At 43.5% G+C, this 11,925-nt stretch carries 10 protein-coding genes; 6 read left to right on the top strand and 4 right to left on the bottom strand.

Annotated features, from left to right (window positions below; genetic code table 11):
• Window positions 1-28: 28 nt before the first annotated feature.
• On the top strand, window positions 29-1,063 hold the full coding sequence (locus tag PJIAN_RS09050) for a DUF5627 domain-containing protein (protein WP_068704227.1): 1,035 nt from the start codon (window positions 29-31) through the stop codon (window positions 1,061-1,063).
• Window positions 1,064-1,086: 23 nt separating this feature from the next.
• Window positions 1,087-2,796 carry an endo-1,4-beta-xylanase gene (locus PJIAN_RS09045; protein ID WP_068704689.1) on the top strand — a complete coding sequence of 570 codons (1,710 nt, stop codon included), beginning with the start codon at window positions 1,087-1,089 and terminating at the stop codon, window positions 2,794-2,796.
• A gap of 621 nt (window positions 2,797-3,417) precedes the next feature.
• Here the strand turns inward: PJIAN_RS09045 and lgt are convergent.
• From lgt to PJIAN_RS09025, 4 genes are all read right to left on the bottom strand, one after another.
• A complete protein-coding gene (lgt, locus tag PJIAN_RS09040; protein WP_068704220.1) occupies window positions 3,418-4,236 on the bottom strand; it encodes a prolipoprotein diacylglyceryl transferase in 819 nt (272 codons plus the stop codon).
• A 90-nt stretch (window positions 4,237-4,326) separates the two neighbouring features.
• Window positions 4,327-5,916 carry an L-aspartate oxidase gene (nadB, locus tag PJIAN_RS09035; RefSeq protein ID WP_068704218.1) on the bottom strand — a complete coding sequence of 530 codons (1,590 nt, stop codon included), beginning with the start codon at window positions 5,914-5,916 and terminating at the stop codon, window positions 4,327-4,329.
• Between the two features lie 480 nt (window positions 5,917-6,396).
• Window positions 6,397-6,780 carry an NTF2 fold immunity protein gene (locus tag PJIAN_RS09030; protein WP_068704216.1) on the bottom strand — a complete coding sequence of 128 codons (384 nt, stop codon included), beginning with the start codon at window positions 6,778-6,780 and terminating at the stop codon, window positions 6,397-6,399.
• A 242-nt stretch (window positions 6,781-7,022) separates the two neighbouring features.
• Window positions 7,023-7,430 (bottom strand): hypothetical protein, encoded by a 408-nt coding sequence (locus PJIAN_RS09025; protein WP_068704213.1) that lies wholly within the window; start codon window positions 7,428-7,430, stop codon window positions 7,023-7,025.
• A 321-nt stretch (window positions 7,431-7,751) separates the two neighbouring features.
• Between PJIAN_RS09025 and PJIAN_RS09020 the strand changes: the two genes are divergently transcribed.
• The 4 genes from PJIAN_RS09020 (at window position 7,752) to PJIAN_RS09005 (ending at window position 11,877) form a co-directional block, all read left to right on the top strand.
• Window positions 7,752-8,102 carry an MmcQ/YjbR family DNA-binding protein gene (locus PJIAN_RS09020; protein WP_068704211.1) on the top strand — a complete coding sequence of 117 codons (351 nt, stop codon included), beginning with the start codon at window positions 7,752-7,754 and terminating at the stop codon, window positions 8,100-8,102.
• Window positions 8,103-8,187: 85 nt separating this feature from the next.
• Entirely contained in the window at window positions 8,188-9,888 is a 1,701-nt protein-coding gene (locus tag PJIAN_RS09015) for an alpha-amylase family protein (protein ID WP_068704687.1), read from the top strand.
• An 87-nt stretch (window positions 9,889-9,975) separates the two neighbouring features.
• Window positions 9,976-10,347 (top strand): GxxExxY protein, encoded by a 372-nt coding sequence (locus tag PJIAN_RS09010; protein ID WP_068704209.1) that lies wholly within the window; start codon window positions 9,976-9,978, stop codon window positions 10,345-10,347.
• Between the two features lie 105 nt (window positions 10,348-10,452).
• Complete coding sequence (locus PJIAN_RS09005; protein WP_068704208.1) at window positions 10,453-11,877, top strand: glycoside hydrolase family 28 protein; 1,425 nt, start codon at window positions 10,453-10,455, stop codon at window positions 11,875-11,877.
• Window positions 11,878-11,925: the final 48 nt, after the last annotated feature.

Below are 11,925 nucleotides of genomic sequence, written 5' to 3'. Positions count from 1 at the left end.
GAACAATAATTGAAAAATACATTAGAATATGAAACGAATAAATTTATTCTCTGTCCTGTGTACTGCAATTTTGGCATTGTTGGTTACATCTTGCCATAATCAGGATGCAGAGTTCCCTGACTTTGGTCGTACAACTGTATATTTTGCTTACCAATTTCCGGTCAGAACGATCGTGTTGGGAGATGATACATATGACACCAGTTTGGATAATGCTCATCAGTGTCAGATATATGCTACCATGGGAGGCGTGTACGCAAATAAGAAAAAGATTGATATCGACTTTTCTGTAGACAATTCGTTGTGCAATAATTTGCTTTTCACAACAGGAGGAGCTGCCGTAAAAGCGATGCCATCCAATTATTACACTCTTTCGGGTAACAAAATCTCTTTGGATCACTCGTTGATGGGATGTGTAGGTGTACAGTTGACCGATGCGTTTTTTGCAGATCCTCTTTCATTGCAGAATACGTATGTTATTCCTTTGCGTATGACTAAAGTTGCGAATGCAGATTCGATTCTCTCCGGAATACCCAAAGTAGCAAATGCGGCCAGAGCCAATTCTGCATTGTGGGATGTTCAGCCAAAGGACTTCGTTCTCTATTGCGTGAAATTTATCAATCAATATCATGCAAATTATCTCAGAAGAGGTAAAGATGTCATTACTTTGGGTTCTGCTACAACAACCAATATCCGTCACAACCAATATGTTGAAAAAGATGAAGTATGCAGTACAAGCACGGTTTCGCTGAACGCTGTTCAATTGCCGATAAAAGTGGTTGATGGTGGAGGAAATACAGTGGCTTGCACTCTTCTTCTGACGTTTGACAGTCAGGGAAAATGTACGGTTTCTTCATCAACGACCGGATTTACTGCAACAGGAACCGGAATGTTTGTTAAGAATGGAGAAAAGAAAAGTTGGGGTAATGTAGATCGTAGTGCAATCTATCTGAACTACAATATTACGATGGGGGCAAGTGGTAAGAGTTATCAAACCAATGATACCCTGGTAGTCCGTGATCGTGGAGTGAAAATGGAAACATTTTTACCGGTGAATAATAATTAAATCTTCATTTAGATCTTATGCTTATGAAAAGTATATATAAATTGATGATAACTCTTGTCGCAGTTGCTTTTTTTGCTTCCTGCGCGGACAACAGTGATCTCTTTAATTATGATGTGCAAAAACCTGATGGTCTTGCCCAGTTAGAATATTTGAAGAGTTATAAGGTGTTGAAAGAGTATGTTGATACTACAAAGTTCAGATTAGGAGCCGGAGTCTCAGCAACTGAATTTAATACAAAAGGTGCTCTTTACAGAATTATAAAATCGAATTTTACAGATGTGACTGCGGGTTATGAAATGAAACATGGGGCTGTTGTTCAAAATGACGGGTCAATGGACTTTTCTACCGTGGAAAGTTTTGTAAAAACCGCACAAGGCGCTGGTATTTCAGTTTTTGGTCATACTCTTTGCTGGCATGCAAATCAGAATGCGACCTATCTCAACAGTATCATTGCACCGACTGTTATTGTCGGAAGTGCTCCTGCAAGATGGGATCCGCTTTGGTCTCAGAACTTTGAAACCGACAATTCTTCGACTGCCGGATCTGTTTATTCTTACAATGCTAACGCAGTAAGAGGCTTTACAGCAGCAGGTGGAGGAAAAGACGGTATCGGTAGAGCTCTCACTATTACAAATGCTGCAGTTCGGACGAATGACTGGGATTGTCAGATATTTTTCACATTCCCGAAAGCTGTGAAACAAGGTGATAAGTTGCGTTTAACCATGGATATCAAATCGGATGCCAATGCTTCTTACCCAACTCAAGCCCACACGGCTCCGGGTGCATACAAATTTTACGATTTCTTTGGTACTCTCAGTTCAACACCGACATGGACAACCTACGTGAAAGAAATGACGGTTTCCAGCAGTCAGGATGGTTGTAACACCATAGCATTTAACCTTGGTAAAACGGCAACAACTTACTATTTTGATAATGCGAAAGTTGAAATCTGGAATCCGAATCCGGGTACTACTACAGTACCAAAAACCGATGCGGAAAAGACAGCTATTATTGACAAAGCATTAGAAAACTGGATTTCAAGCATGTTGGCAAAAACAAAAGGTTATGTCAAGGCATGGGATGTTGTCAATGAACCAATGTCGGATAGCGATCCTACACAAATCAAGACAGGTGTTGGCAAAACGCTGGCGGCTGATGAATTCTACTGGCAGGATTACCTGGGCAAGGATTATGCTGTTCGTGCTATTCAGTTAGCGCGTCAATATGGTAATGCCACTGACAAACTATTCGTTAATGATTATGGATTGGAAAATCCCGACCAAAAGAAATGTCAGGGTTTGATTCAGTACATCAATTATATTGAAAGTAAAGGTGTGAAAGTAGATGGTATTGGTACCCAAATGCACGTTACATTGGGTATAAATACAATAGAAGGAATCAGAGCGATGCTCACGAATCTTGCTGCTACTGGTAAACTGATTAAGATTACAGAATTGGATATGGGTATCAGACCTGCCGGTAGTATGGCTAATGTCAAAACCGCGGACGTAACCTTTGATCAGCTGAAACAGATGTCTGATTTTTACAAACAAATTGTGAAAGCTTATTTTGAGCTTATACCAGCCGCACAGCGTTATGGTATTACACAATGGTCTTTGGTCGATAGTCCGACCAGCTCTTCATGGAGACCGGGTGAACCTATCGGCCTTTGGGATGCAAATTACAACCGCAAACCTGCTTATGCTGGTTTTGCAGATGGTTTGCAGAAATAATATGTTGATATTTAGTGGAGACCTGCTTGCAGGTTTCTGCTAAATAGCTTCGTTGCTCAGAATATAATTAAGGAATTGGATAAAAGTTTCCTCTTTTCCTGATTTCTTAGAAAATACATTAGATATAATAGCCGGCCTTTATCCATTGGCAAATAAACCGGCGTTAACGTAAGCCTTGTAATGAGAGTCGTTTATATATCTGCTCTTATACAATTTTTTGACTAGAAATTATTATAGGCTTTGGAGAAGGTTCCTGCGAGAGCAGGAACCTTTTTGTTTTATATCATTATCGGTTATTTTGCTTATGGCTTGAAAAGCCCCATTCCCATAACCGCAGGTCTGTGACCTGCGTGTAAGCATAGCTTTAACCTACACGACCTGAAAGGTCGGACAAGATTCAAAGCAATGTTTTTTAGACAATATAAAGCACAATTGGGTGGCATATATAATAACATTGCAACAAGGCATAGAAAAACAGCCCGGCATAAGCATCAAATACTTATGCCGGGCTGTTTGTAAAAAAGACTATTCTATAAATTGGGTTCGTTTTGTGCCGTTCTTTCTTTACTTAGCAGCAAAACAATAGATTACTTGATAAAATACGGCTGAAATATATGGGTTTTACTTCTTCGTCTTAAGGCTTCTCCAAACCAAATAAGCTCCGATCAGCACGAAAGGAATGCTCAGCCACTGTCCCATATCCATAGTCATCGATTCTTCGAAAGCTACCTGACGCTCTTTCAAAAATTCAATAAAGAAGCGGGCAATAAAGATCAGCGCGATAGTGAGGCCGAAAAAGAAACCTGTTCCAACGCGGTTTTTGAATTTACGATACAGTACCATGTTTACAATAAAGATAAACAGGTAAGATAGTCCTTCGTACAACTGAGACGGATGTCGCGGCAACATGTCCACTTTTTCGAAGACGAAAGCCCAGGGTACATCAGTTGGTTTGCCGATAATTTCGGAATTCATCAGGTTGGCCATGCGGATAAAGAAGGCTGAAATGGGAGTAACTACAGCTACTAAATCGAGGGTGACCCACAAGCTGCGCTTTGTCTGATAAGTGAACAAGGCCAGTGCGATGATCAATCCGAGTGCACCTCCGTGACTGGCGAGCCCCTGAAAACCAGTAAAATGATAGCCGCCGTCGGGCAAATGCTGAATCGGGAGGAGGATCTCAACCGGATGGGCAAGGAAATACCCCGGTTCGTAAAAGAGACAGTGTCCGAGGCGTGCTCCGAGTACAATGCCCAACAGTCCGTAGAGCGTGAGCTTATCCCATTCTTTGGACGTGAAACCTTGCAGTTTTGCCATTTTTTCAAGCATCAGAAGCGCCAGAAGAATACCTCCGACAAAAAGGATTCCGTAATAACGCACCGATATGCCAAAGATCTTCACAATTTCAGGGTCAATGTTCCAGTGGATGAATAAGTTCATATTCTAAATTTACGATTTAAAGATTTACAATTTACGATTTACAGATCCAGACTCAAACTGAGAACTGTTTACTGAATACTGTGTGCTTTCTCACTTACTCGCTTCCTCACCACCTGCTTTACACGGGTCGGGATAGTCGATGGTGTAGTGCAACCCGCGGCTCTCTTTCCGTTGCATGGCTTGCTTGATAATCAGATAACCCACGCTGATGATGTTCCGCAGTTCGCATATTTCTTTTGATACCACCGAACGGTCGAACAGGCTTTCTGTTTCGCGGTAGAGAATTTCCAGACGCGATAAAGCTCTTTGCAGACGGAGGTTGGAGCGTACGATGCCCACGTAGGTACTCATGATCTGCTGTACCTCTTTGACACTTTGGGTGATCAGTACGTTTTCTTCGGGAAGCGATGTTCCTGAATCATCCCATGAGGGAAAATCTTTATAGGAATAGTTGTCCAGACGTTGCAATGCATGTTTGGCCACAGCATCAGCATACACTACTGCTTCAATCAGTGAGTTGGACGCAAGACGATTGGCTCCGTGAAGTCCGGTGCGCGAACATTCACCGGCAGCATAGAGTCGGTTAATGGTCGATTGTCCGTCCAGATCGACACTGATGCCTCCGCACAGGTAATGCGCCGCTGGAGCTACCGGAATCATATCTTTGGTGATGTCTATGCCCAGATCCAGACAGTGCTGATAAATGTTCGGGAAGTGGTTTTTGGTCTCTTCCGCATCTTTGTGACGAACATCCAGATACACGCAGTCGTCACCACGGTTTTTCATCTCGTTGTCAATAGCGCGGGCCACAATGTCGCGGGGAGCCAGAGCACCACGGGCATCGTATTTGTGCATAAATTCTTTGCCGTCGCTGGTGCGGAGCAGTGCTCCGTAACCGCGCATCGCTTCCGTAATCAGGAACGAAGGACGTTCACCGGGATGGTACAAAGCCGTCGGGTGGAATTGCACGAACTCCATGTCGCGAATTACACCTCTGGCACGGTGCACCATGGCAATGCCGTCGCCGGTGGCAATCACAGGGTTGGTGGTGGTGTGATACACGTTACCGATACCGCCGGTTGCAATCAGCGTTATTTTTGCCAGAAAAGTGTCGATATTGCGGGTGTTGTTGTCGAGCACATAAGCGCCGTAACATTCAATATCGGGCGTATGGCGAGTGACAATCTGTCCCAGGTGGTGCTGGGTAAGAATTTCGATGGCGAAATGGTTGTTGAAAACATCGATGTTCGGGTGGTGTTTCACCTGCTGAATCAGGCTTTCCTGAATTTCGCTTCCGGTAGTATCCTTGTGGTGCAGGATGCGGAATTCGGAGTGGCCGCCTTCGCGGTGAAGGTCAAAATTGCCTTTCTCGTCCTTATCGAAATCGACGCCCCAGCTGATCAGTTCCTTGATTTGGGCGGGAGCCTCTTTTACCACTTTTTCCACCACGTCGCGATCGCAAATGTTGTCGCCGGCTGTGATGGTATCCTGAATATGCTTCTCGAAATTGTCGGTTTGCTTCATTACCGAAGCAATACCGCCCTGAGCATACGATGTGTTAGCCTCTTCGAGAGACGACTTGCACAAAATGGCAACTTTCCCTTTGTCGGCCACTTTCAGAGCAAAGCTCATGCCGGCAATTCCGCTGCCTATCACTAAAAAATCGTATTGATGAACCATGATTGGAAAAGTACTCAGTAGTCAGTATCCGGTACTCGGCAGTTGGTAGAGTATAAGCTCCATCGGACTGTGCACCGGGTGCTGTTTACTTTTTTGTTGCGGCAAAGTTACTCTTTATTTTGCAAAAAGTAGCGATGCAACCTGCAACACCTGACGATCCATTAGATTTGTTATTTGGGCGTGCCCCTCCTTACGTCGGGTCGGGCTGTACGCTGCAAGTCCTCGCCTGCGGCTGAGGGCTTTCCGCTCCCATCCCTCACGCGGGCGGGAGGCACTGTGGGTGCATCTTGCGCGACTCGGAGGTCGCGCCACCCAATGGGACAAGCGGTTTTCTAACCGCTTGAAGGGCAATCATGCCTTCTGGTCTCTGTAATTGTTGCGGTTATGAGTTTCCCTGAAGCCTGCACGAAACCGGGATAAATAAATCCGACAGGGCGTGGCATATGGGTCTTGCGAATTCCGATTAGCAAAGGGTTTTAATTATTTTCCATGTCCTATTTTAACCACCTTCCCAGTTGAGGCTTCTAATAGAATTTCAAAAGTTCCACCACACATACTATATTTTGGTAATGAACCTGTTATGTACCAATATTCATTGATTTTGCCAATCTCATATGGACGTTCTTCTACGATTTTATCCTTCCCATAAACCTCAAATAGATAAGTCTCTGCAATTTTAACTGCCGTTGCAGTATCGGGAACTAAAACAGTGTTTTTGATAATAGAAGTGGCAGAATCATTTATAAGCCACGAGTAGTGTCGCTTTAAGGTTTCGCTATCTATCGGGATCCAATGTTTTTTATTACAACTACAAAAAGTGGCCATGGTCAGAACAATAATTGCGAAAATATTAAAATTTCTCATAGGCTAAATTCTATAATATAGACTCTCCTTTACCGATTTCGTTCCCCCGGATTTGCAATCCGGGGGTATTGAGAATTAGGATTTTTAATCCGATATGTATTTAATAAACAAGTTTTTGTGTTATTTTAGGATCACAGATCCCGAAGCTCCATTCCGTCGTCGGATTACAAATCCGACGGGACGGGATTAAGATTGAACGAATATTGCTATGTTTGCTCTCATTATCAATAATATACAAGTGTTTAAGGAATATGTAGAATGTCGAATTCTTGGATTTTTGCACTGTCATGTGTTTCAGAAAGTAATTTGCATCTACAACTATCAGGTATGCCAGGTCTTTCAGGCCCAGCTAAATAGTTCCGATAACTGATCCATATCTTTACATAATAAGAAGCGTATCCATATTTGCAAATTTCTCTTTTCAAAATTTGTTTTTCTTTGCAGTGAAGTAATCTATTTAGATACCCTCCTATATAGATGCAATAAATAGGTTGGTCTTTAATTGATTGAAAAATATTTAATTGCTTAAATTTTGTGCTATCTTTCTCTTTGACAGGAATAAAACGTATCATTTTGCGTGTGTCTTCACTAAAAAAAGCTACAGCATTACCTGTATAACTGATCGTATCTACCTTTGTTTTAACGGTCATTTGGCTATTGTCTTTTTTATTGTAACACGATGTTAAGCATAGAACAATCAACACAATAAAATAGGAAATCCTTAGATTCATGGTTTTGTATTTTAATTCCTTTGTCTTTCCTGCATAGAAATAATCCTGCTATTCGAAAGCTCTTCAAATGTACTAATATTTCTTCCAAACAAAATAGAGATAGTATTTTGTTATTGCATTGTCTGCAGCTCCAAGATTGCCTATTCAAGAAACATAGAGCAATGGAAAAATAGTTTTGCAATCCCATGCTTCAAAGATTTGCCGTATATTTGTTCTGCAAACCAATTCACTTTTTTGCGTATGGATATTATTTCTGCACGGGAGTTTTGCATTACATTGCCTCACACCGAGGAGACTTTCCCTTTCGGTGAAGAGCATCTGGTGTTGAAGGTGGGTGGCAAGATGTACGCCATTATTGCTCTCGACGGCGACTCCACTATTGCCCTGAAGTGTGATCCCGAATTGGCCATCGAACTGCGGGAGCAATATGCAGCTGTGCAACCCGGTTATCACCTTAACAAAAAGCACTGGAATACCGTTTTGCTCAACGATACGATCCCCGACGCGAAAATCGAAGAATGGATTCGTTTGTCGTACGAGTTGACCATCCAAGGACTAACGAAGAAAGTGAGAAATGAATTGATGTTGTAATTAAATCCTTGCCGCTAAACTCTTTCTGGAAATGTGAAATATGAGTCTTGATGTTAACCTCATGGCTCTTGTATCTAAAAATAGTATGTCTTCTAAATTTATTATATATCAGCTACTTCCCCGCTTGTTCGGGAATACTACTCATGTCAACCTGCCCAACGGGTCAATCGATATCAACGGATGCGGCAAATTCAACGCCATCACGGCAAAAGCTCTGAAAAGCATTCAGGAACTTGGCGTGACTCATGTTTGGTACACAGGAGTGATTGAACATGCTACCCAGACCGATTATTCGGAATTCGGAATACGCAAAGGCCATTCGGCCATTGTCAAAGGAAAAGCCGGTTCGCCTTACGCCATCAAGGATTATTACGACGTGGATCCCGATTTGGCAACCAATGTTCCTACCCGGATGCAGGAATTTGAGGCTTTGGTGGAACGAACCCATAAAGCAGGAATGAAGGTGTTGATCGACTTTGTGCCTAACCATGTGGCGCGTCAGTACGCTTCGGATGCCAAACCGGCCGGTGTTGCCGATCTGGGTGAAAACGACAATACCAACCATGCTTTCAATCCGCAGAATAATTTCTACTACATTCCCAATCAGTTTTTTGCGGGACAATTCAATCTGTTGAAAGACGAAAAAGCTCCTTACCATGAATACCCGGCCAAGGCGAGCGGCAACGACGTCTTTTCGGCTCATCCTACGGTAAGCGATTGGTACGAAACGGTCAAGCTAAATTATGGTGTGGATTATCAGGGCGGTCACACCAGGCATTTCGTTCCGGTTCCTGATACCTGGACTAAAATGCTGGACATTCTGCTGTTTTGGGCAGGCAAACAAATCGACGGATTTCGTTGCGACATGGCCGAGATGGTGCCGGTGGAGTTTTGGTCATGGGTGATTCCAAAAGTAAAGGAACAGTTTCCTCATATTATTTTTATTGCCGAAGCCTATAATCCGGCTGTTTACCGCAGCTATATCGATTTCGGCCATTTCGACTATCTCTACGATAAAGTGGGGATGTACGATACCCTGCGAAATATCACTTGCGGCAACGAATCGGCTCGACGTATCAGTGTGATGTGGCAGCGGGTGAATGATATTTTGCCCAAGATGCTCTTCTTTCTCGAAAATCACGACGAGCAACGTATTGCATCCCGTTTTTTTGCAGGTGACGCCCGGAAGGCTCTTCCTGCAATGATTGTAACGGCGACCTTATCGACTTCGGTGGTGATGGTGTATGCCGGACAGGAATTGGGCGAACCGGCTGCCGATGCTGAAGGGTTTAGCGGCGATGACGGGCGGACTACGATTTTCGATTACTGGAGCGTCGATTCTTTGCGTCGATGGTACAACAAGGGCAAATGCGGCGGAGCGCATCTGACGACAGAACAACAGGAGCTGCGGGCTTTTTACCAACAGCTGCTGAACGTTTCGTTGCAGGAGAAAGCCATCCGTGAAGGCGAAATGTTCGACCTGATGTACGTCAATTGCAGTAATCCCCGCTTCAATTCCGACCGGCAGTTTGCATATCTGCGCAAAGCCGGTGACGAACTCTTGCTGATTTGTGTGAATTTTGCGGATACTGCGGCAGAAGTGGCCGTGATTATTCCCAAGCATGCCTTCGATTATCTTGGTCTGCAGGAAAATATGCAGGTTGGAGCCGTTGATTTATTATCGGGGGTAGTAGAACCTGAACAACAATTTTCTTCCGAACATCCGTATGTGATAAAACTGGAAAAATATTCCGGTAAAATATTGAAAATACAAGAATCTGATTAAACCACAAAGGATCACCAAGTACGTCACAAAGGCACGCTAAGTTTATTACATACTTTGTGCTCTTTGTGGTAAAATAAAAAAAGGCACATGAACAGAGAAATTATCTTCAAACAAATTCTGGATTGTTCTTTTACTGTACATTCCGCTTTAGGTCCCGGTCTACTTGAAAGCTCTTATGAGGAGTGTCTATATTATGAACTTTCACAAGCGGGTTTAAGAGTTGAGAAACAGAAAGTTTTACCTCTGATTTATAAAGACGTAAAATTGGAAAGTGGATATCGCATTGATTTGATGGTGGAAAATGAAATTATTATCGAATTGAAATCAGTGGATGCTTTGTCTGATTTGCATTTTGCACAAATATTGACCTACATGAAATTGTCGGGTTGTCATCTTGGTCTTTTAATCAATTTCAATGTTAGACATTTAAAAGATGGCATTAAGCGAATGATATTATAAAATTTCTCTACTATGAAGGCACGCAAAGTGATTTATATCTTTGAGTTACTTTGTGAATGCCCTTTGTGTTCTTTGTGGTAAAATGTTGGATAAACATATAAACTCATGATCCAAAACCCTTCCAGAAGAAAATTTTTGAAAATTGCCGGTGCCGGTTTGCTTGCAGCTCCCATTGTGGCGTCCATTCCCGGAATTGCCGGCGCGCAGTCCGTAAAGAATAAGAAACAAACCAAGCCGGTGCAAAAAAGTGTCACCACATCAAAAGGAGTCAAGCTGAATATCCGTGATTTTGGCGCAAAAGGCGATGGTATCACCAAGGATACGGTTGCTATTCAGGAGGCAATTGACCGTTGTTGGGTGCTGGGTGGAGGCGAAGTGCTTGTGCCGAACGGTAATTACCTGATTGGCGGGATTGGTCTAAAATCGAATACGCTGCTTCGTTTGGAGAACGATGCAGTACTTACCGGTAGTCCCGATTTTGCAGACTATCCGGTGATGCAGGTGCGCTGGGAAGGTAAATGGATTCAGGGTCATGTAGGGTTGATTTATGCTGTCGATGCCGAAAATATTGGGATTGTTGGTCCCGGGAAAATTCAGGGATGCCATGCTCTGGGTGGTCGCCCCAATGCGCAAAATCCGCTGCGTCATCCGGCTCTGATCGAACCTCTTGGCAGTCGGGGTATTCGCTTCGAAGATTTCTCGACCGACTATCATCAGATGTGGTCTATTCATCCTACCTATTGCGAAAATATCACGATTAAAAACCTGACGATTCGCAGTACTGGCGGTAATGGCGACGGCATTGATGTTGATTCGTGCAAACATGTCACCATAGATCGTTGCGATATTGCTACCGGCGACGACTGTATCTCTCTGAAATCGGGTCGCGGAATGGAAGGCTATACTTTATTGCAGACTACCGAAGATGTCACCATCACCAACTGCACCTTTGCCGATTCGATTTTTGCCTGTATTGGTATTGGTAGCGAAACATCAGGTGGTATTCGCGATGTGGTGATTCGAAACTGCAAATTTACCTACGCTAAAACCCATGCCATCTACATCAAGAGCCGACCGGGACGGGGCGCTTTTATCGAAAATATTAAAGTGGAGGATATAGAGGTTGCCGGTACTGAAGGAGGATTTCTGCGTTTCAATTTGTTGGGAAGCGGTATTCAGGATCAGTTTCCGGTTTCAGGAATGGAGGGAATTCCGACCGTCAGGAATTTTAGCTTTTCGCGGGTGAAGGTGCATGTCGTGCCGGTTTTGGTAGACGGGACCAGCGTACATCCGCTAAAGCCATTGCAGGGCTTTACGCTGAGCGACGTGAGCGGAACCTGCAAAAAAGGAATATCGCTGGCCAATATCCGGAATGCCAACCTGAGCAATATCAACGTGAGCGGTTTCGTCGGACCCTTGTTGAGTATGAATAACGTGACGGGCAAAGGACTGGCCGGCGCAGTGAAGATTGATCCGCCGAAAGTGCCTGAGATGATCCATCCATTGAATCCATCGTATGAGTTGAAATAGGAATTGAGATGTTACAAATGAAAAAATCCTGCTGTAAGAACTGGTTTT

Source organism: Paludibacter jiangxiensis, from assembly GCF_001618385.1.
Lineage (GTDB): Bacteria > Bacteroidota > Bacteroidia > Bacteroidales > Paludibacteraceae > Microbacter > Microbacter jiangxiensis.
The sequence above is the reverse complement of the archived record's forward strand: the minus strand, read 5'-3'. Positions and strand labels throughout refer to the sequence as shown.